The organism is Halococcus sp. IIIV-5B (assembly GCF_003602035.1).
Lineage (GTDB): Archaea > Halobacteriota > Halobacteria > Halobacteriales > Halococcaceae > Halococcus > Halococcus salsus.
Window position 1 is genome coordinate 131,446 of the sequence record NZ_QZWE01000007.1, and the last position, 21,057, is coordinate 152,502.

Below are 21,057 nucleotides of genomic sequence, written 5' to 3' on the forward strand. Positions count from 1 at the left end.
ATCTCCCTTCGAGAACGTTTCCGATGAACGGAAGAAGTTTACTTTATTTTATTTCGGCACTCCCCCCAAACTCCCGCGGGGATCTCGACCGAGGCACACACCGGACGAGACGTCGAAGACGACGATTGCGGATACCGGAAAGCGATGAGTAGCAGGAGATCACTGTGTTACGTTTTCTACACCGCTCGAAACGACCGGTTGCTGTCGATCGGGTTCACGACCTGCCTTCCGCTGTCGTCCATCGTCGGTGTGTGAAGTCCAGCGCCGATTCGGTGGCTGTGAGACGGGGGTTCGAGAGCTCTGATTAATTATTTGTGTCCGTGGTTGGGTCGTGTTATCGACGTCTTCGGCGGTCGATCTCGGCCCAGCTATCAGTCGACGTACGGGATACCGACGCCGTACCAGTCCGGTCCCTCGCCGACCCACTGGTGGCTGGTCGCCGGCCCGAGTTCGTCCTCCTGCCACTCGATCGTCTCCCAGTCGGGTTCGAAGTTGAGGTAGCCCGGTCCCGCGAACAGCTCGACACAGAGTTCGCTCGCCGGGTCGCTGACGTAGAGGAAGTCCGCGCGTGTGATCGCGTGTTTTCCCGGTCCGGCTTCGGGTTCCATCCCGTATTCGGCGAGGATGTCGGCACACTCCCAGAGGTCCTCGCGCGAGTCGACGTGGTAGGAAACGTGATGGAGGTTCGGGTCGGCTCCGGTCGGGAGCCGATGGATGGCGATGTCGTGGGGAAGCGGGGTCACCGAGAGCCACCAGCCCCACAGCTCCCCGTCGCTCTCGCGGTACTGCTCGTTGACGTTGAATCCGAGCTCCCCGGTGAGCCACGCGGCGTGTTCGGCTGAAACCCCGTCCTGAACGTGACAGTGATCGATACGTCGCGGCGCGATCCGGTTGGCGGTCGCCTCGCTGTAGTTCCGATTCAGAAGCTTCGAGCGCTGTTCTTTCGGGGCCTTCGGTTTCTCGACGTCGTAGTAGAACTCGTACTCGTGGCCGAAACGCTCGATACGGATCGCCGATCCCTGTCCCCGCTCATCGCCCGCCGCCACCCGTCGGACGTCGGTCCCATTGGCCTCGAACTGCTCGGCGAGTTCGCCGACCGCCTCGGGTGTGGTGGTTCTGAACCCGATGTGGTCGATGCCCGTCCGCCCGGATTCGGTGACACTCAGGGTGTGATGTTCCCAGTCGCGCATCCCGCGGAGGTACGCCGTGCCGTCGACCCGTTCGGTGACTTTGAACCCCATGACTTCCTCGAAGAACCACAGGGAGTCGTCGAGGTCGGGGGTGTGGACCGCGATGTGACCGAGCTTCGCGATCTTCGAGTCGGAGGACGTCATCGGTGGGCACCCCTCGCGCGCCGAACCCGTTCGCTCGACCGACGGGCGTACCGGTCGAAAGTATCGCTCCCTGAAGCGTCCGCTTTCGGAACCATGCGGGTCGATACTCTGCACCGTTATTAAAGACTATCGTTCATTCTCGATCGCGTGTTTCCACCCGGCGAGCGGAGGCTCAGTCGACGAGGTCGTGGAGGTTGCCGGCGAAGATGGCGTCGCGGGTCGCCTCGTCGACGTCCATCGACTCGACGGCGTCGATCGAGACCTCGATCGTCCGTCGACCCCGCTCGGGACTGAAGGGGTAGTCGGTACCGAAGACGACGTTTGCCGAACCGAAGAACGAGTTCGCACAGTCGAGCGCCGACACCGACCCGGAGACGGCGGTGTCGGCGTAGAACTGCTCGAAGTACTCCTCGGCAGGTCGTTCGAGCTCGGCAGCGTGCTCGTGGAAGCCCGGGTAGTTCTCGGGGTAGGCCTTTCGTTGCTCGTGGAACATCGCGATCCGGTCGCCGTAGAACGGCACCATCCCGCCGCCGTGGTGCGAGACGAGTTTCAGGTCGGGATACGCCTCCAGCACGCCGCCGAACACCAGCCGCGAGAGCGCGAGCGTAGTGTCGAACGGCCAGCCGAACAGCCGGTGTTCCATGTACTCGTCGGCCCAGTCGTACCACTCCCAGAGCTGGGGATGCATCCAGAGCGGCGTGTCCGTGGCCTCGGCGCGTTCGTAGAGCGGCCAGAACGCATCGTCGTCGATCGGCCGACCGTCGACGTTCGAGAAGATCTGTGCGCCCGCCATGTCGAGGTCCTCGACACAGCGTTCGAACTCCTCGACGAACGCCTCGCCGGGCCGCGGGATGGTGGCCACCGGGATGAACAGGTCGGGGTGCTCGTCGGCGAGCCGGCGGATCTCGTCGTTCGCGAACCGGGTCAGTTCGAGCGCGAGCTCCGGGTCCATCCCCTGGAACAGCGTCGGCAGCGCGAGCGTGATGACCTGCTTGTCGACGCCGTAATCCGTCATGTCCTCGATCCGTCGGTCGATCTCCCAGAGGAAGGCCGGGGTTCCAGACAGCCCCTGAAAGCCGAACTCCTCGACAAGCGCCTCGTGGAACTCCTGGGTGAGGATGTGGGTGTAGCCGTCGATGATCTCGGGCATACCTTCGAGTACTACCATCGGCGAAATAGGTCTTCGGTTCCCACCGGTCACCACTTGTCCTCTCCCGACGATTCCGGGGGAACTATACGGATCTCCGCCCTCGCTCGGGGTATGGACGTGATCCACAGCGCGGTCTGGGTTTCGGACATCGACGAAACGCTCGCGTTCTACACCGACGCCCTCGACCTCGAGAAGACCCGTGAGTTCGAGAGCGGCGAGGGGGCGCGGAACGTCTTCGTCGCCGGCGAGGGCGACACCGAGATCCAGTTCAAGTACCTCCCCGACCGAGACGCACCGGAACCGGCGGGTTACGACCACGTCGCCATCGCGGTCGAGGACACCGACGCGACGGTCGAACGGCTCGTCGCGGAGACCGACTGTACGCTGAACCGGGGCCCGCTGGACTCCGAGGGCGCGAACGCGCGCGTCGCGTTCATCGAGGACCCGGACGGGTACGGTATCGAACTGGTCGAGGAGTTCGACTGACCGGCCGTTTCCGCGGGACGAATCGCGCTTTTCGCCGAAATCGACTTCAGTCGTCGTCGGCCGTCGTGCTCTGCCCGTCCGCCAGTTGTGAGGCCACGTCGGTGATGAGGTCCTCCTGGCCGCCGACGACCTCCATCTCGCCGAGTCGGGTCAGAATGGCCCGCGGGTCGACGCCGTATCGCTCGCCGGCACGCCGGGTGTGCCGGAGGAACGACGAGTAGACGCCGGCGTAACCCAGCATCAATGAGTCGTTGTCGAGTGTCGGCATCGTGTCCTCGGTCAGCATCGGCGTCAGGACCTCCTCGGCGGCGTCCATCACGCCAAAGAACTCCGGACCGACGTCGTAGCCGGCCTTCTCGAGCACGCCCACCAGCACCTCGATCTGGGCGTTGCCCGACCCCGCACCGAGCCCGCGGAGACAGCCGTCGACGGTGCTCGCGCCGGCGTCGAGCGCCGCGAGCGTGTTGCCGATGCCGAGCCCGAGGTTGTTGTGGGCATGAAAGCCAACGTCGATCGAGAGTTCGTCGCTCAGCAGGCCCACGCGGTCGCGGACGTCGGAGGGGAGCATCGCCCCCGCGGAGTCCATGATGTAGACCGCGTCGGCACCGTACCCCTCCATGAGTTCTGCCTGCTCCAGCACCGTCTCGGGCGGAGCCATGTGACCGAGCATCAACACCCCGTCGGCTTCGAGCCCGCGGTCGGTGACGTACTCGAAGTGCTCCTCCGAGACGTCCGCCTCGGTGACGTGCGTCGCGAGCCGGCAGATGTCGGCCCCCTTCTCGGCGGCGAGGTCGAGGTCCTCAACAGTGCCGATCCCGGGGAGGAGCAACACCGAGAGCTGTGTGTCGGTGAGTTCGGGCGCGACCGCGTCGAGGTACTCGCCGGTGCTCGCCGCCGAGAAGCCGTAGTTGATCGACGAACCGCCCATGCCGTCGCCGTGTGAGACCTCGACGACGTCCATCTTCGCGTCGTTGAGCGCCCTCGCGACGTCGGCCATCTGCTCGGGTGTGAACTGGTGATCGACGGCGTGCATCCCGTCGCGCAGCGTCATGTCGACCACCCTCGGGCTCTCAGTCATCGAGCCCACCCCCGACGGCCTCCGGCTCCATGTGCTGTGTCGCGATGCGTTCGCCGGCCCCCAGCGCCGCGCTGGTCATGATGTCGAGGTTCCCCGCGTAGGGCGGGAGATACTGTCCCTCGCCCTCGACTTCGAGCATCGTGGTGAGGATGGCCGAGTTCCCGAGGTCGAACGCGACGTCGGATTGGGACTTGCGTTCGGGTTCGAGGGTCACCTCGTAACCGGGCACGTAGGACTGGATCGCGGATTCGATATCCCGAACCGAGTCGCGAACTTCCTCTACGTCGACCGATTCGTGGACCTTCGTGTAGACGGTGTTGCGCATCATGATCGGGGGTTCGGCCGGGTTGAGCGTGATGATCGCCTTGCCCACGTCGGCCCCGCCGACTGCTTCGAGCCCGGCCGAGGTGGTCTGGGTGAACGAGTCGATGTTCTTTCTGGTTCCCGGTCCGGCGCTCTTCGAGGCGATGTGGGAGATCATCTCGGCGTACTCGACGTTCGCGACCCGATTCACGGCGTCGACGATCGGGATCGTGGCCTGGCCACCGCAGGTCACCATGTTGACGTTCCGCGTCTCGCCGACCACGTCGTCGAGGTTCACGACCGGGACGGTGTAGGGCCCGACCGCCGCGGGCGTGAGGTCGATGGCGAACAGCCCGAGGTCGTCGTAGACCGGCGCGTTCGCCTCGTGGACGTGCGAACTCGTCGCCTCGAAGACGATGTCGAACTCGTCGGCGTGGTCCTCGATGCTCTCGATACCGTCGGTGCCGACGTCGATACCCTCGTCGACGGCGGCCTGGAGCCCGTCGGACTCCTCGACGGGGAAGACCCCGACCATCCGCTGGAGGTCGATCGCCTCGCCCCGGTCGAGGATCTTGTACATGAGGTCGGTCCCGATGTTCCCGGGACCGACGATAGCTGCGTCTACTGCCATGTGGGACGCAGTACCCGGCTGACACGTATAGTTCTGCTGGTGGTTCGAAAACCGACGTTCGGGACCGAGAGGAGCCGGGAAACGATCCCGATCAGAACGGGTAGGTGCGGGGCTCGCGCTGGACGGAGGTCCACTTCACTTCGGTGAGTTCGTCGATGATCCACTGGCCGTTGTACCGGCCCGTCCCGGATCCCTTCATCCCGCCGAACGGCATGTGGGGCTCGACGTGGATCGGCTGGTCGTTGACGTGCATCATCCCGACGTCGATTCGGTCGGCGACGTCGCGGGCGTGTCCCCGGTCGGCCGAGTGGACGGAGCCGGCGAGACCGTAGTCGGTCCCGTTGGCGAGTTCGACCGCCTCGTCGTCGTCCGAGAAGGGGATCACGGGCACGATGGGGCCGAAGTGTTCGTTGCAGGCGGCGGCCATGTCGTTGGTCATGTTCGTGAGAACGGTGGGTTCGACGAACAGCCCGTCGCGCTCCCCGCCGGTGAGGACGTCGGCCCCTTGCTCGACCGATCTCTCGACGTAGCCCATCATCCGCTCGACCTGGGACTCGTTGATGATCGGCCCGATGACCACGTCGTCGTCGGTCGGGTCCCCGATCTCCAGCTCCGAGGCGCGCTCGGCTAGCCGCTCGGCGTACTCGTCGGCGATCGACTCGTGGACCAGGTGGCGGTTGATCGAGATACAGACCTGTCCCTGATTCCAGAAGCTCCCGAAGACCCCCGCGTCGACGGCCTGGTCGAGGTCGGCGTCGTCGAGCACGACGTGGGGATTGTTGCCACCGAGTTCGAGCGCCGGTAGCGCGAAGTGTTCGACGGCGTTCTTCGCGACCTTGCGGCCGGCGTTGGTCGACCCGGTGAACGCCACCACGTCGCTGCCGGGATGGGCGGCGGTGCGGTCGCCGGCCGTCTCCCCGTCACCGGTGACGACGTTGAGCACGCCGTCGGGGAGCCCCGCCATCTCGAAGAGTTTGGCGAGGAGCAGCCCGCCCGCGATGGGTGTGTCCTCAGCCGGCTTCAGGACGACGCTGTTCCCCAGCGCGATGGCGGGCGCGACCACGCGGAAGGAGAGCTTCATCGGGACGTTCCACGGCGTGATGACGCCGACGACCCCTGCAGGTTGGCGCAGCACCATGTTCTCCTTGCCGGGGATGTTCGACTCGTTGTGTTCGCCGCCGGCCCGGAGCGGATACGACGAGACGTCGTGGAGGAGCCCCACCGTGCCGCCGAACTCGATGTCCTGTTTAGACTTCGGGCTCCCACCCTCGACGGCCATGATCTCGCGGATCTCCGCTTCGTGGTCTTCGAGGAGCCCCGCGACGCGACGGACGACCCCGCCTCTCGTCCCCGGTGTCTCGGCCGCCCAATCGGCTTGGGCCTCCATCGCGGCTTCGTAGGCGTCGTCGACGTCCTCGGCCGTCCCCGCGGGCACCTCGGTGAGTTGCTCCCCCGTCGCTGGGTTCTTCACGGCGATACGGTCCCGGTCCGCGACCGAGCGCCACTCCCCGTCGACGAAGATGGCGTTCCAGTCGTCGTCGACCGAGAGACCGGCTTCGGCGTCCGTCGATATCGGTTGGCTCATTGGCTTCGTCCGCCAGTTCTCGCCCGCCGCGTATAGAAATGTCGGTCAATCCGATCGACGCGGTTCACGCGAGCGATACGGTTAAGTAGCGCCTCTCGCCAGCCATGATATGGCTCTCAGTCAGTCCGAGATCGACGACCTCGTGGACGACCTCTACGAAGCCTACGAGACGAAGACCGCGATCAAGCCGGTGAGCGACGACACCGAGTTCACGACGGAGGAGGCCTACACGGTGCAGTCCCGGGTCTTCGACCGGATCCACGACGAGGACAACCGACGGATCGGTCACAAACTCGGGCTCGTCAGCGAGGCCAAACAGGAACAGCTCGGGATCCTCGAACCCATCTTCGCCCCGGTCATCGAGGAGATGGTGCTCGACGAGAACGTCATCCCGACCGAGGAGCTGATCGCCCCCCGGATCGAGGCCGAGATCGGGCTCATCATCGACGAGGACGTCCCCGAACCCGTGACGACCGCCGACGTGCTCTCGGCGACGCGCGCCGTCGTGCCCGTCGCGGAGGTCCTCGAAAGCCGGTATCAGGGCTGGACGATCCCCTCGGCTCAGGACGTCATCGCGGACCTCACCTCGGCGAGCTACGTCATCGTCGGCGAGTCACTGGCAAACGTCACCGACGTCGACCTCCCGATGGAGAGCGTCGTGGTTTCGGTGAACGGTGAGATCGAGGAGACCGGCGTCGGCGCGGACATCATGGGCCACCCCGCACGCGCCGTCTCGTGGCTCGGCAATCGGCTCGAAGACCGGGACGACGGGCTGTCGGCCGGCGACCTCGTGATGACCGGCGGTATCACCGCGGCGATCGACGTCGAACCGGGCGACGTCTATCACATCGAATTCGGCTCGATCGGCTCGATCGAGGTTCGCGCGGCGTAGGTCGGCCGTCGGGACGAGCGCGTCGAACGTCGTTTTGCTATCGAAAACGAATGGTGCGGATGCAGGCGCTCACTGATACTTGAGCGCGAGCGAGAGTTCGTTCGCGGTGCTCTCGACCTCCCGGGTTATCTCCTCGTCGAACACCTCGTCGCCGAGTCGCTGTGTCGGTGCCGAGATGCTGATCGCCCCGAGCACCTCGTCGTCGAGTCGGATCGGTGCCGCGATGCACGCCAGCCCCTCGGTTCGTTCCTCGTGGTCGATCGCGTAGCCCCGGTCGCGGGTTCGTTCGAGCTCGTCGAACAGCTCCGATTCGTTCGTGATGGTCCGTTCGGTCGCCTTCGGAAGCCCCCATCGGTCGACGATCCCCTCGACTCGCCCGTGGGGGAGATACGCGAGGATGGCCTTCCCGACGGCGGTGTAGTGGAGGTGAGTCCGGTAGCCGACGTAGGTGTCGAGGTCGACCGCGTACTCCCCTTGGGCTTGATAGAGGTAGACCCCCATCCCGTCCTCCTCGGTGATCACGTTGACGAGCATCCCGGTGTCGGTCGCCAGTTGATTCGCCCGCACTCGACCGGCCTGATAGAGCGCGTTCTGGTTGCGGACGTGCCCGCCGAGCGTGAGAAACCACAGGCTCAGCCGGTACTCGTTGCCCTCCTTGACGACGAACCCCTGCTCGCGGAGCGTGCTCAGGTGGTTGTGAACCGTTCCCTTCGTCATCCCGCGATAGCCCTCGAGGTCGAGGATGCGCGCGCCGTTCAGCTCCCGAAGGCGCTTGACGAGCGCGAGGGATTTCTCGGTCGTCCGCACCGGGTGATTCGCCTTTTTCGGCATGGCCCCCGTACGATCGCGGCCGGTATATGCTTTGTTTTCCGTTTGAAAATCACGACCCGTCGACGCGGGCGGTGACCGAGCCGATCGACGCGAACTCGGCGGTGACCACGTCGCCGGGCGCGAGGTCGACGGCGGGTGTGAACGAGCCACTGAGAACGAGGTGGCCCGCATCGAGTCGGTCGTGCATCTCGCCGAGGCGGTTCGCAAGCCACGCCACCGACCGTGCGGGATGGTCGAGGACCGCGGCCCCGACGCCGCTGTCCTCAAGGACCCCGTTCCGATAGAGCTTCACGCTTTCGAGCGAGAGGTCGGTGCCCTCGGGCGAACTCGTGGTCTCCCCCGTGAGGTACAGCGCCGAGGACGCGTTGTCGGCGATGGTGTCCTCGATCCCGATCTCCCAGTCCCGAACTCGACTGTCGATGATCTCGAGCACCGGGAGGACCGCGCTGGTCGCCTCCAGTACGTCGAGATACGTCACCGGCGGGGTGAGCGACTCGCCCATCAGGAAACCGATCTCCGGTTCGACCCGTGGCTCGATGAGTTGGGTCGCCGGGATCCGTCGCCCCTCGACGAACATCGTATCGAGCAACCGACCGAAGTCGGGGGTGTCGACACCGAGCTGGTTCTGGATCCCCTCGCTCGTCAGCCCAACCTTGTGGCCGACGGTCGTTGCACCGTCGTCGACCCGGCGTTCGACGAGCCGCGATTGGATCGCGTACGCGTCCTCGGCTGTCAGGTCGTGGTTCGCCGTGAAGGGGTCGATCGGTTCCCCGTCCCGGTGGGCGATATACAGCGCCTCCGCGAGTTCGTCCACCGTCTCCCTGTCAAGTGTCATCGACTCTCTGTATCGGTCCCTCGATGAAATACGTTCGTATTCTACACGGTTTTCTTTGCGGGACGTCCGCTCCGTTGCCGAACGGCGTGATGGTTTCGGACAGGGTGCTCATCACGAATTTCGTTTTCAAAAATAAAACCTGGACGGCTATCGTCGATGGTTCCGGATACCTCGGATGGATGTACTCGTTCGTTCTCGGCGAATCGTCGTCGTTCGAAACGGAGCGAACGACGAACCGAGTCCCGGTGATTTCCGGGATCGAAAAGCGTGCGCCCGTCAGATGGTCGTGATGCGCTCGTGGCGCTCGTCGAGGCCGGCGGCGTCCTCGGGGAGGAGGGCGACGACGAGGTACTCGGCGTAGTCGCTGAAGTACTCGACGAGTGCGGCGATCCGGTCCGAATCCAGCGCTTCGAGCGAATCGAGTACGATAAACGGGAGGTTTTCGTGGAGTTCGTGAACCAGATAGCCCGCGAGCGCGAACACGAGCCCTGTGACCTCGCGTTCGCTTTCGGAGAGGTGGTCGATCGTGTCCTCGTAGGTCCGGCCGTCGTCGGTGCTCCGGACCACGTGGAGGTCGAAGACGCTTCGCTGGACCTTGCGCCGGCCCTCTCGCACGGTCCGCTCGGTTCGTTCGATCCAGATCCGGTCGATGTTCGCGTACTCGAGGATCCCGAGGATCGTCTCCATGTGGTCGTTGAACTCCTCGACGGCCTCGGATTCGAGCTGCTCGATCCGGGTTCGGAGGTCGGCGAGCTCGTCCTGGAGGTCGGCACGCTCCCGTTTGAGCTCCTCGCGTTCGTCGAGCTGCTCCTCGACCGATTCGACCTCCTCGTCGACGTCCTCTAGATCGTTTTCGAGCCGACCGAGTTCGAACTCGAGCTGGTTCGCCTCCTTGTGGAGGTCGAGCAGTTCGCTGTGGTCCTGGTCTTCGAGCTCGTCGACGTCGGCTTCGAGCTCACCGATCTCGTCTTCGAGCCGGTCGCGTTCGCTTGTCAGGTCGTCGATCGTGTCCTCGCGCTCGTCGACCTCGCGGTCGATGTCGTCGAGTTTGCGCTGGAGGCGCTCGTGCTGGTCGCGCTCGTTGCGGAGCGCATCGCGCTGTGACGTCAGCTCGCTGAGTTCGGTGTTGAGTTCGTTGCGCTCGTGGGCCTTCTCCTCGCGGAGCGAACGGAGGCTTTCGAGGGTCTCGTCGATCGCCTCCCGGTCGACCTCGCTCCCACAGGTCCAACAGACGGTCGTCTCGTCCTCGTCGGCGAGCAGCTGGTCGGTGAGCGCACCGTCCTCGTCCCCGCCCCCGTTCGCAGCGGTTCGCGGGGCGGTCTCCTGCAGCGCGGTCTGGAGCTCGGGGTTGTCGCCGTCGAGCATCTGCTCGTTGAACTGGAGCACCCGCTGGAGCTGGGAGATCGTGGATTCGAGCGACTGCTTGTGGTTCCGGAGTCGCTCGATCTCCGAATCGAGTTCGGAGATGTCCCCGGCTGGCGTCTCCGAGAGGTCCGCTATCTCGGTTTCGAGGTCGTCGCGCTCGTCTTCGAGCGCCTGGATGCTCTCGCGCTGTGTGTCGATTCGATAGCGGACGTTGTCGAGTTCCGACCGGGTCGACTGGAGGTCGTCGAGCGCGTTCTCGAAGGCGGACTTCTGCTCGCGCGTGTCGTCGACGGTGCTGTCGGCGTTCTCGATCTCGGTGTTCTTCGCTTCGAGGTCGGCACGTTTGTCCTCGATCCGGTCTTCGAGCCGTGTGCGCCGTTGTTCGAGCTCCGGCAGTCGGTCGTCGAGCGAATCCAGCCTGTCGAGCCGGTCGTCGAGGTCGCGTTTGCGGGTTTCGAGCCGCGTGATCTCGGCCTGGATGGCGTCGGTGTCGACCGGACGCATGATCACTTCACGGAGGTCGTCGCCACGTGCGACCGCCTGGCGCGCCTCGTTGTTCTCGAGGAGGAAGGCGAAGAGGTCGGCCCCTTCGGGGTCGTCGAGGTACGGCTCCCCACCCATCACGACCGTCCCCCGTTCGCGTTCGAGCGCCCGTCGATACACGTTCTCCCCGAGCGTGAGTTCGACGTATCCTTCGTCCGAGTCCCCCTTCAGCGAAGCGTGTTCGCTCCCGAGAGCAGCCATGATCGCCTGGAGGAACGAGGTTCGATTGGTCGCGTTCCGCCCCGTGAGGATAGTCACACCTGGGGAGAACGAGATCTCCGTCTCGGAGATCCCCCCGATGTTGCTTGCCTCTATCTCGGCGGGGTGTTCTGCAACGCTTGTCTGGCTCATGTTATAGCACCCAACGCAACCCCGTTACTAAAGCATTGTCATCTGGAATGACCGAGATACACATCGACACCGTACTGAAATCCGAAATTTCGGCAACACTTCGCACAACATTCCAAAAAACACGGACGATCTGACGATGGCGTTCGAAATACTGCTTCACTGCCCCGATCATCGGACAGAACGACATTTTTGAGTGTCCTGAATCGATGCACGGAAGGCGGTCAGAGGATCTTCAGGGCTCGGACTGGCTCACGGATATCGGAATGTTCTGTAACAAGCATAGACCTGTTATGGTTTCGCTCGAAAACGGTCGCGTGAGCGCTCACGTTGCCCTTCTCGCTCAGGAGTGACTATCCGACTCATCGAGGGACGAACCCCAAGAGATTCGATCGTTTTCGTTCAAGAAAATCCAATCACCTCGGAATCCTTTTGATGGACTGATGGCCCCCGAGGACGAGATCGATGGCGTCTCGTTCCCTACCCATCCCGAGGGCGACCCGAGCGGAAAACGCGACGACTCGACCGCCGAGGGGACACTCAAACCGCGCCGGGGAAAGCGACCGTCGTGGAGCGAGAGCTGATTCGTGCCGTCGGACCCGATAAGCCCCGCGACGGTGTGGAGGGACCACTCCTCATTCGAAGAAGCGCTCGATCGCCACTGTGCGCTGGAGCGTTCCGGTATCGGTCCGTGGGAGGGGCTCCGTAGTGAGCGCGTACCGTCGAGGTCGCTTGAAATCCGCGAGGTCGTCGTGGTCGAGACAGAACCCATCGAGTTCGGCTTCGGTGACCGCTTCGGTCGTCGAAATCACCGCGCACAGGGCCTCGCCCCACTCCTCGTCCGGTCGGCCGAAGACGACGGACTCGCGCACGGCGTCGTGGCCCTCAAAGATCCGCTCGATCTCCTGTGGGTAGACGTTCTCGCCGCCGGTGATCACCATGTTGTCCACCCGGTCGACGACGTGGAGATAGCCCCCCTCGTCGACGCGAACGACGTCGTTGGTGCGGAGCCACCCATCGACGAACAGCGTCTCCGCGGCCGGTGGATCCCCGAGATAGCCATCGGTCATCGCGGGGCCGTGTGCGAGGAGTTCGCCGGTTTCACCGGGATTGACCACCGATTCGGCGTCGGGAAGTTCGTCGGGCGAGGCCGCCTCCACGACCCTGAGCTCCCACATGAACGATTCCGTCCCGATGGTACCGGTGTGGTCGGTCTGTCGCGATGGATGGGCGAACGCGAGGTTCGGCCCGCCTTCAGTGAGGCCGTAGGTGTTGTAGACGCCCTCGGTGAGGTGTTCCGACGCGCGCCGGATCAGCCGTGGCGTTACGACCGAACCGCCAGTACGGATATACGACAGTGTGTCGACGTCGTATTCCGCTTCGACCTGGGCGTCGATCATCGCGGTCAGCTGCGTTGGCACCGCGAGCAGCCCCGTGAGGTCGTGGTCGGCGATGTGTTCGAGCGCGGTGTCGGGGTCGAACGTGGGCTGGAGCACGAGCGTCGCGCCCGCCTGGAGGTGGGGAAGTATCCACGCGTCGGTCGTCACCATGTGGAACCACGGCGTCGTGACCAGCGCACGGTCGGTCTCCTCGATGCCCATCTCCATGATGACCTGAGTGCTGCCGTGCCACAGCTGCTCTTGGTCGAACAACAGCGCCTTCGGGTCGCTGGTGGTTCCGCTGGTGAAGAACACACCGTACTCGTTCCCCGTTCGGTCCGGTTCACCGGCGGGTGCCGTATCGAGAGCGGCTCCGTAGTCCTCGACCAGCGGGCGCTCGATAAAGCCGTCGCCCGTCCGGAGCGCACAGTCGAGGTCGGTCCGGTCGAGGACGGCCCGTGCGAGGTCGGCGTTCGCATCGTCGAAGACGAGCCCCGACGCGTCCGCCGTATCGAGCATGGCTTCGATCTCCGCCGGGGCAGCCCGGTAGGGAAGCTGGACGGTTCCCCGTCCACGTTTGCCACCAGCGATCATCGAATCGATCGCCGCGAGACCGTTGTGAGCCAAGACGGCACACCGCTCACCGGGGATGCGTTCTTCGAGCGCGTTCGCGAGCCTCTCCGCCCGGTCGTTCAGCTCGTCGTACGTGACCGTCCCCTCGTCGGCGATGACGGCCGTTTCGTCGCCGTGACAGCGCACCGTTCGCTGAAATACGTCGATGAAGTTCATGATAGTACCACCAATACACAACGGTGCCGTACGAGAGTATAATAGTGTTGCCCCCATGGAGCGTCCGGGATCGAGCTCAAATATTTTCGTCTTGAAAACGTCGATCGTTCGCACAAACGAACGATACCTCGTTGAAAGATCATTCGGCGGTAGGCATCCTATCCGCTACAAAGGCTTCTGTAAGCGCGTGGAGCCAGTCGGACACGAAGACGGTGCGGAGGTTCCCTCAATGACTGTCCACTCACCACGACTGTATTTTCGATGGCAAAACGTAGTTCGACGCTCGCGGTTCGGTGGGGATGTCGTTCGCTTCAGTACGCGATTCGGGATTCGTGAGAACACTCACCACGAACCGAACAGGAAACCGTCGGTTTCCGGGCGTTGTCGGCTGGACTGAAGATAACTAGTCGGCGGACGGACCCGCGATCAGCTGTGACAACCCTGAGGGACGGTCGATGGCCGTCCACCCGACGAAACGGTTCGCAGCGCGTGGGTACCGCGTGACATCCGGCGAAAAATTGACGCGAAGTAACGGAGGTATGTGTGTCACGGGAGCGCGCTCGGACGGTCGCGCTTCCGCATCGCACTCGAAATCCGATCATGTCGGATAAAAGCGGCGGGTCCGCACGGTCCACTCACGTGCCGTACTGGTAGTTGACCGAAACGGTGTCCTCCATCTCGTCGAGGTAGGTCAGGAGCTCGTTTCGACGGGACTGGTTTTTGATCCTCCCCGTCGGGACGATGATGCCCAGCGAGCCGAGTACCTCGTTCCGGACGTGGACCGGCACTGCCGCCATCCCCATCCCGACCACCTGTTCGTCCCAGTCGATCGCGTAGCCGTCCCGTCGGATCTCCGCGAGCTCGGACCGCAACTGCTCCGGGTCGGAGATGCTGTGTTTGGTCTGTTTCGTCAGATTCTCCGTCCCGATGATGTCGTCGAGGGTGTCTTCAGGGAGATGTGCGAGGATCGCCTTGCCCGTCGCGACGGTGTGGAGGGGAGTCCTCGTGCCCGGATACGTCCCGAGGCTGAGCGCGTGATTGCCCTCTTCTTGGTGGAGAATGACCGCCATCCCCTGGTCCTCGATCGTGAGGCCAACCAGTTCGTCCGTCTCGGCCGCGACCCGCCGCATCTCGGGCTTGGCCACCTGAAAGAGCTGGTTGCGGTACCGCATCTTGCCGGCGGTCGTGAGGATGTAGGAGCTGAGGTAGTACTCACCGCCCCTTTTGGTCACGTACTTCGTGTTGCTCAGCGATTTGAGGTAGTCGTAGACGGTGCTGTTCGGGAGCTCCATCCGTTCGGCGAGTTCGGTGGGACCGACCCCGTCCAACTCCCCGATCAGGTCCATGACCTCGAAGGCCCGCTGCACCGAACCGAGGGAGGTCCGTTCTCGTGTCATGTTTCCCTTTGCGCATCATCGATAATGTGGCTTCCGGTCAATTCGGATTACGGCATCTACCGGTCAACTGCTCTCTTCGTCGACGATATCTCGGAGGTCGTCGGGCAGCTCCCTGCTCTGGTTGTCCGCCGCCGAGACGCAGACGTGCTGTTCGTGGCCGGTGTACGCGACGGACCCGTCCTCGTGGGTGGCGGTGAAATCGAACCCGAGGCTCTTGGTCCCGAGGTCGGGTTCGACCGTTATTTCGACGGTGTCCCCGACCGTCACGGGCCGCTCGAACTCGAAGTCCACGGCGACGAGCGGGAGGTGAACGTCGTAGTCGTCCGGGATATCCCAGTAAGCGACACCGGCTTCATCCATGAACTCCTCCCCAGCCCGGTGCATCGCGTTCACCAGCCGAGGGTAGTACGCGATCCCCTGCGGGTCCGCGTGTCCCCACGCACACTTCCATCGATAATGGAACATCACGTGAGAATGGATGATCGGTCCTTAAATAGCTTTCCGAAGATGGGGTGGACGCTGTCGATCCCTCGTCTCGTGTGCTCGTTCGACCGAGCACGTCTGCATCCGACGTTATCGGATTGGATGCTTCGATCGCCTCAGGGGAGTTCCGCGGGAACCGGTTCCGAAAGCCCGACCGTCTTCGCCGTGTTGTGGCGGGGCGTCGTGATGGTCGTCGGCAGGCCAGCGAAGCGAGCGAGGGGTCACTCGGCGAGTCGGCCTCGTCGCCAGGATTCGGTGTCGGGTGTCTGGTTGAAGGTGTAGACGTGGACTCCCCGGATTCGGTGTTCGGGATCCCCGGCGTAGCGAGCCAGACCGTCGATGAGGTCGTCGGGCGCGTACTGCCCACGTGAGCCGACGAGCTGGCGGACGAACTCGACGATCCCCGTCGTCTTGCGGAGGAAGTGGATCGAGTCGCCGACGCCGACCTTTTGCGAGATCTCGAGGAGCCGCTGATACTTCATCACGCCAGGGATGCCGACCTCGACGGGGAGGTCGACACCCCGGTCCCTGATCGTCTCGACCCACTCGACGACCGCGTCCGAGTCGTAGCAGAGCTGCGTCACGATGTACGTCGCGTACGGTTCCTTCGCGGCTATCGATTCGGCGAGCGTCTCGTCGGAGATGAAGTCGTGGCCCTCGGGGTAGCCGGTGATCCCGACCTCCTCGAACTCGTAGTCGAGGTCGTCGAGAACGACGAGCAGGTCGTGCGCCGACTCGAACTCGCCCGCCGGCTCTTCGAGGTCGCCGCCTGGAACGAAGATATCGGTGACACCGGCGTCCGCGAGTCGCCGGACGATCCCTTCGAACTGGTCCCGGTCACGCACGTACCGCGCGGCGATGTGTGGGACGGGTTCGTAGCCCTGGGTGGCGGCGTTCTCCGCCGCCTCGACGGTCGCGTCGACACCCAACGAGGGCGAGGTCGTGATGGCCACTTCGGCACCGTCGGGCAAGTAGGTCAGCTGGTCGTCGAAGCTATCGAACGGCATCAGCTCGAACCGGGGGTCGGCGAGGAGGCCCGATACACCGTCCACTGTATCGGATGTCGTTTTTGCTGCCATTGTCTCCGTACGGAGTCGTCGTTCCGGAACGTATTGAATGTACGGTGTCCCTCCGTCCGGTTCGGACGGGGTACTCCGTGATCGGTAGCGGTGAAGACAGGCCACCTCGCGCCGCACAATTTTTATTAACGACCCCGACAGACCATGAGGGAGATGACCCGAAACTCGACCGGGGACGTCGTTGGCCACCGCCCGCTGTCGACACGGCGGTCGGACGACGACGGGCCGCACTGGCCGGACACGCAGGACGCGAACCGCCCTTCGAAGCGGGGCAGCGAGTAACGATGCACCACACCTCGACGGTCGACTTACCCGTCCTCAAGGACCTCTCGAGTACCGCAGCGGCGAACAACCCCGAGAAGGTCGCCTTCGGCAACGAACTCGACGGACGAACGGTCACGTGGCGAACGTTCGACGACGAGAGCGTTCGAGCGGCCAACGCGTTCGCCGCCCGCCTCGGGCAGGGCGACAAGGTCGCGTTCTTCTGCCAGAACTCCATCGAGCACACCGTTCTCTGGAACGGCGCGCTCAAGGCCGGCTGTGTGGTCTCGAACCTCCACAGCCGGGAGTCGGTCGAGTCGGTCCAGTACTGCATCGACTCGTTCAGCCCGCGCGCGCTCGTCGTCGACGAGACGACCGCCGAGTTCTTCGACGAACGGGTCCGGGACGGACTCGATACGAACGTCGACGTGCTCGTCACGACCGGCGAGCCACGGACGGACCACGAGTGGGGGTTCGACTCGTTCATCGCCGAACGGTCGACCACCGCCCCCGACGTGCGGGTGCGAGAGAACGACCTCGCGGCGGTTCTCTGGACCTCGGGGACGACGGGCACGCCGAAGGGCTGGTGTCACACGAATCGGAGCCTCTACCTGCGCGGCATCAACAACGTCGACGTTCTCGGTTTGGACCGGTCCGCACGCCAGCCGAACACGTTCAGCCCCGCGTTCGCGGCGTGGTACTCGGTGATGCTCCCGGCGCTGGCGTCGGGGGCGAGCACGTTCTTCCTCAGTCGCTGGGACCCCGAGGACTACCTGCGGATGGTGGAGCGACACGGGATCACCGTGACCAACATGGTGCCGACGATGTACCGGGAGATCCTCGACGTCGACGGGTTCGAAGCGTACGACACGAGTTCGCTCAAGACCGTGGTCTCCGCGGGCGAAGTCCTTGACCCGACGACGCTGAACCGCCTCCGAGAGAACCTCTGTGAGGTCGTGAAGAACTCCTACGCGGCGACCGAGGTCTACGCGACGGTGATGGCGAACGACGAGCTCAACGAGGAGCGTGCCAAGAGCGTCGGCAAGCCGGTGCCGGGCGCTCGGATCCGGGTGATAGACCGGAACGGGTCCTACCGCGACACCAAGCCGACGGGCGAAGTCGGCGAACTCGCGGTCAAGGCCCCGGACTGTCCAGTCTGGGCGTGGGGACGGACCGACCGCACCGAGGACCTCTTCGAGGACGGCTGGTGGTACTCGGGCGACCTCGGCCACCGCGACGAGGACGGCTATCTCTACATCGAGGGTCGCACCGACTTCATGATCCTCTCGAAAGGGATCAAGGTCTACCCCGCACCGGTCGAGGAACGCCTCAACGCCCACCCAGGAGTGAGCGAATCCGCCGTCGTCGGTGTCGAGGACGACGAGTACGGCCAGCGGGTTACCGCCTACGTCCACCGCTCCGACCCGGCGGTGACCGCCGACGACCTCGACGAGTGGTGTCTCGAAAGCGACAAACTCGCCAGACTGGAGCGGCCACGCACCTATCACTTCGTGGACGAGCCCCTCCCCCGGACCTCGACCGGCAAGCTCGACCGCCGGAGCACCAAGGGTCTCGAACGATCCCAGTAGATCGGAACCACGAACGCGTCGAAATTATCCCGAAAGAACATACGGGATGCGTAATGCATAAGTGAGTATACGGTGTCGTGATGGTACGGAGCACCAATGAGTAGTCAACGATCGTGGTCGGTCGACGATAGTATGGAAGAGGCGATCGCAGCCGCCGGTAGTCCCACGGAACTCATTCGAGACTTGGGCGTGGGGCGGTTCACGAGGGCCCGTGACGAGTACACCCACTGGATCGAAGAACAGCGCTCGTGGCAGGAGACCTGTGCGCTCGCCGACCAGTCTTACCACATGACCGACCTCCACGTCGAGGGGGCCGACGCGATCGAGTTCTACTCGGAGTTCGCCGTGAACAATTTCGAGGGATTCGAGCCCGGAAAGGCCAAGCAGATGGTGGTGGCGAACCCCAACGGCTACTTCATCGGCGACGCGATTCTGTTCTGTCTCGGTGAGGAGGAGTTCCTGAGTGTGGGTGCCGCAGCCGCGCACAACTGGCTCCTCTACCAGATCGAGACCGGCGACTACGACGTCACCGGCGACCTCCAGCCCCGACCCGCCGCGACCGGCGACGATCCGAACAACTACCGATTCCAGGTGCAGGGGCCGGAGGCCATCGAGATCATGGCGGACGCGACCGACGAGCCGCTACCCGACCTCTCGTTCTTCAACTTCGAGACCGTCTCGATCGACGGGAAGGACGTCAACCTCCTCCGTCACGGCATGGCCGGCCAGCCCGGCTTCGAGTTCTGGGGGCCCTACGACGAGGGCGACGAGATCAAGAACGCGGTTCTCGACGCCGGCGAGGAGTACGGGATCCGCCGGCTCGGCGGCAAGAGCTACCAGACCCCGAACGTGATCCTCGGCTGGATCCCGCTCGTGGTTCCGGCGATCTTCGACGAGGGGATGGAGGAGTATCGGGAGTGGCTGGACGTCCGGAGCGGACTGCTCTCGCTTGGCGGGAGCTTCGACTCCGACGACATCACCGATTACTACGTCTCGCCGGTCGAACTCGGCTACGGTCACATCATCAACTTCGACCACGACTTCGTCGGGAAGGAGTCCCTCGAAGCGGAGATCGACGACCCCGACCGCGAGCGGGTGACACTGGTGTGGAACAGCGACGACGTGCTCGACGTCTTCGCGTCGCTCTTCGAGGAGGGCGAGACGCACAAGTTCATGGAGTTCCCCCACCCGCGGGCTTCGGCGTGTGTCTACGACGAGATCCACGTGGACGGGGAGACCGTCGGCGTGTCGACCGACAAGAGCTACATCTACAACGAGCGCGAGATGCTCTCGCTGGCGCTGGTCGACACCGAGTACAGCGAACCGGGAACGGAGGTCGCGTTCACCTGGGGCGAACCCGAGGGCTCGTCGAACCCGATGGTCGAACGGCACACCCAGACGGAGATCAGGGCGACGGTCGCCCCCTCGCCCTACCGCGAAGACCAGCGGTAGACTTTCCGTCCGGTCGTCGCTGTCCGGTTCGTTTGCACGCTTCTTCGCCGAGACCTACTCGAAATCGATAGAGAGCGAAGCACGTCGGTGCTAATGTCCTCCGAAGTAGCGGAGCGGGTGATTCGGCGGTCGACTATCCCACCGTCAGGTCACTGATTCGGAGGGCTCTCGTTTTCGTCAAGCGATGCTTCGGCGTCGACGGGTTCGGAGGGGTTCAACCGGTCGACCTCGTCCGGCAGCCCGAGCACTCGTTCTTCCGGGTTCTGGACGTGCGTTCGGCCGCGCCCGACCGAGACGTTCCCGTCGAGATGCAGGTGGACGGCCTCGACGAGCGCCTCGGCTTCGAGCGGCTGGCCTCTCTGCTCTAAATCCGCCTCGGAGGCGTTGTCGGGGACGTTGAAGGCTCGCTGAGTGATGATCGGCCCCTGATCGAGGTCGGGGGTGACGTAGTGGGCGGTCACGCCCGCGATCCGGACGCCCTTCTCGATAGCCTGCATGTACGCCGAGGCACCGGGGAAGGCGGGCAACAGGCTGGGATGAACGTTGATGATGCGGTTCTCGTACCGGAAGACGACCTCCGGACCGAGGATCCGGATGTAGCGTGCCAGGGCGATGAGGTCGGTGTCGTACTCGGCGAGCAGCCCGAGCAGTTCGTCCTCGTCCGGGCTGCCCTTGCCGTCACCGACGTCGTGGAACGGGACGTCGTACCGTTGAGCGAGCGGTTCGAGTTCCGAGTGGTTCCCGATGACGACGTCGACCTCGGCCCCGGAGCCGTTGGTGGCGAACGCCTCCAGCATCGCTTCGAGACAGTGGCGCTCCTTCGTGACGAGGACGGCGATCGAGTCCGGCTCCGAACGGGTCGGGAACCGGACTTTCACATCTAATCCCAGTTCGTCACACAAGTCGGTGAGCGAACGTTGGAGTTCTCCCTCGGAGCCGTCCATCCCCGAGGTATCGACCCGGAGGGTCATCCGGAAGACCTCGTCCCTGACTGCTTGGTCCAGGTCCTCGATGTTGACTCCCCGGTCGAACAGCAACGAGGTGATCCTGGCGATGAGTCCGGTGCTGTCGTTCCCGACGACCGTGATCTCCGTCGGTTCTTGATTCATCTCCTCCACCGCCGCTGAGTGCTCATTGCGTCTTGGTCTTGCAGCCACACGACAAAAGTCCATCGCAACACGCACCTTTCGGGGACGGTCTCGTCGTGAGACGCGGTGGTCCGTTTCGTGAGGATGGGGAGGGTGGGA

The 21,057-nt window shown here is 64.1% G+C and carries 19 protein-coding genes; 6 read left to right on the plus strand and 13 right to left on the minus strand.

Going from position 1 to position 21,057, the window contains the following annotated elements; genetic code table 11:
• Positions 1-371: 371 nt before the first annotated feature.
• Both D3261_RS07375 and D3261_RS07380 read right to left on the minus strand, forming a co-directional pair.
• Positions 372-1,334 (minus strand): VOC family protein, encoded by a 963-nt coding sequence (locus D3261_RS07375; protein ID WP_120070905.1) that lies wholly within the window; start codon positions 1,332-1,334, stop codon positions 372-374.
• Positions 1,335-1,506: 172 nt separating this feature from the next.
• Entirely contained in the window at positions 1,507-2,484 is a 978-nt protein-coding gene (locus D3261_RS07380; RefSeq protein WP_120070908.1) for an amidohydrolase family protein, read from the minus strand.
• A 111-nt stretch (positions 2,485-2,595) separates the two neighbouring features.
• Between D3261_RS07380 and D3261_RS07385 the strand changes: the two genes are divergently transcribed.
• Positions 2,596-2,970 (plus strand): VOC family protein, encoded by a 375-nt coding sequence (locus D3261_RS07385; RefSeq protein ID WP_120070911.1) that lies wholly within the window; start codon positions 2,596-2,598, stop codon positions 2,968-2,970.
• 46 nt (positions 2,971-3,016) lie between these two features.
• Here D3261_RS07385 and dmpG read toward each other — a convergent pair whose 3' ends face one another.
• The 3 genes from dmpG to D3261_RS07400 form a co-directional block, all read right to left on the minus strand.
• Positions 3,017-4,048 (minus strand): 4-hydroxy-2-oxovalerate aldolase, encoded by a 1,032-nt coding sequence (gene dmpG, locus D3261_RS07390; RefSeq protein WP_255409209.1) that lies wholly within the window; start codon positions 4,046-4,048, stop codon positions 3,017-3,019.
• Entirely contained in the window at positions 4,041-4,982 is a 942-nt protein-coding gene (locus tag D3261_RS07395) for an acetaldehyde dehydrogenase (acetylating) (protein WP_120070917.1), read from the minus strand. The genes dmpG and D3261_RS07395 overlap by 8 nt, the downstream gene beginning before the upstream one ends.
• Positions 4,983-5,073: 91 nt before the next feature.
• The gene (locus tag D3261_RS07400) at positions 5,074-6,567 is read right to left on the minus strand and encodes an aldehyde dehydrogenase family protein (protein WP_120070920.1); all 1,494 of its coding nucleotides are present in this window, start codon (positions 6,565-6,567) and stop codon (positions 5,074-5,076) included.
• Positions 6,568-6,676: 109 nt separating this feature from the next.
• Here D3261_RS07400 and D3261_RS07405 point away from each other — a divergent pair, with 109 nt between their 5' ends.
• Positions 6,677-7,459, plus strand: a complete 783-nt coding sequence (locus tag D3261_RS07405) for a 2-keto-4-pentenoate hydratase (protein WP_120070922.1) — start codon at positions 6,677-6,679, stop codon at positions 7,457-7,459.
• 69 nt (positions 7,460-7,528) lie between these two features.
• Here D3261_RS07405 and D3261_RS07410 read toward each other — a convergent pair whose 3' ends face one another.
• From D3261_RS07410 to D3261_RS07420, 3 genes are all read right to left on the minus strand, one after another.
• Positions 7,529-8,290 carry an IclR family transcriptional regulator gene (locus tag D3261_RS07410; RefSeq protein WP_120070925.1) on the minus strand — a complete coding sequence of 254 codons (762 nt, stop codon included), beginning with the start codon at positions 8,288-8,290 and terminating at the stop codon, positions 7,529-7,531.
• Positions 8,291-8,339: 49 nt separating this feature from the next.
• A complete protein-coding gene (locus D3261_RS07415) occupies positions 8,340-9,125 on the minus strand; it encodes a 2-keto-4-pentenoate hydratase (protein WP_120070928.1) in 786 nt (261 codons plus the stop codon).
• 276 nt (positions 9,126-9,401) lie between these two features.
• A complete protein-coding gene (locus tag D3261_RS07420) occupies positions 9,402-11,384 on the minus strand; it encodes an archaea-specific SMC-related protein (protein WP_120070931.1) in 1,983 nt (660 codons plus the stop codon).
• A 440-nt stretch (positions 11,385-11,824) separates the two neighbouring features.
• Between D3261_RS07420 and D3261_RS19980 the strand changes: the two genes are divergently transcribed.
• Positions 11,825-11,965, plus strand: a complete 141-nt coding sequence (locus D3261_RS19980) for a hypothetical protein (protein WP_158589363.1) — start codon at positions 11,825-11,827, stop codon at positions 11,963-11,965.
• Positions 11,966-12,016: 51 nt separating this feature from the next.
• Here D3261_RS19980 and D3261_RS07430 read toward each other — a convergent pair whose 3' ends face one another.
• The 4 genes from D3261_RS07430 to D3261_RS07445 form a co-directional block, all read right to left on the minus strand.
• A complete protein-coding gene (locus D3261_RS07430) occupies positions 12,017-13,549 on the minus strand; it encodes a class I adenylate-forming enzyme family protein (RefSeq protein ID WP_120070937.1) in 1,533 nt (510 codons plus the stop codon).
• Between the two features lie 635 nt (positions 13,550-14,184).
• The gene (locus D3261_RS07435; protein ID WP_120070940.1) at positions 14,185-14,946 is read right to left on the minus strand and encodes an IclR family transcriptional regulator; all 762 of its coding nucleotides are present in this window, start codon (positions 14,944-14,946) and stop codon (positions 14,185-14,187) included.
• Between the two features lie 63 nt (positions 14,947-15,009).
• Entirely contained in the window at positions 15,010-15,411 is a 402-nt protein-coding gene (locus D3261_RS07440) for a thioesterase family protein (RefSeq protein ID WP_233553928.1), read from the minus strand.
• Between the two features lie 239 nt (positions 15,412-15,650).
• Positions 15,651-16,508: a methylenetetrahydrofolate reductase gene (locus D3261_RS07445; protein ID WP_120070945.1), complete on the minus strand. Its 858-nt coding sequence runs from the start codon at positions 16,506-16,508 to the stop codon at positions 15,651-15,653.
• A 153-nt stretch (positions 16,509-16,661) separates the two neighbouring features.
• Between D3261_RS07445 and D3261_RS20845 the strand changes: the two genes are divergently transcribed.
• From D3261_RS20845 to D3261_RS07455, 3 genes are all read left to right on the plus strand, one after another.
• The gene (locus tag D3261_RS20845) at positions 16,662-16,790 is read left to right on the plus strand and encodes a hypothetical protein (protein WP_255409210.1); all 129 of its coding nucleotides are present in this window, start codon (positions 16,662-16,664) and stop codon (positions 16,788-16,790) included.
• 2 nt (positions 16,791-16,792) lie between these two features.
• Complete coding sequence (locus tag D3261_RS07450) at positions 16,793-18,358, plus strand: class I adenylate-forming enzyme family protein (RefSeq protein ID WP_120070948.1); 1,566 nt, start codon at positions 16,793-16,795, stop codon at positions 18,356-18,358.
• A gap of 132 nt (positions 18,359-18,490) precedes the next feature.
• The gene (locus D3261_RS07455) at positions 18,491-19,810 is read left to right on the plus strand and encodes an aminomethyltransferase family protein (protein ID WP_120070951.1); all 1,320 of its coding nucleotides are present in this window, start codon (positions 18,491-18,493) and stop codon (positions 19,808-19,810) included.
• Between the two features lie 149 nt (positions 19,811-19,959).
• Here the strand turns inward: D3261_RS07455 and D3261_RS07460 are convergent, their stop codons facing one another.
• Positions 19,960-20,919, minus strand: coding sequence for a formyltetrahydrofolate deformylase (locus D3261_RS07460; RefSeq protein WP_120070978.1), 960 nt, complete (start codon positions 20,917-20,919; stop codon positions 19,960-19,962).
• Between the last annotated feature and the right edge of the window lie 138 nt (positions 20,920-21,057).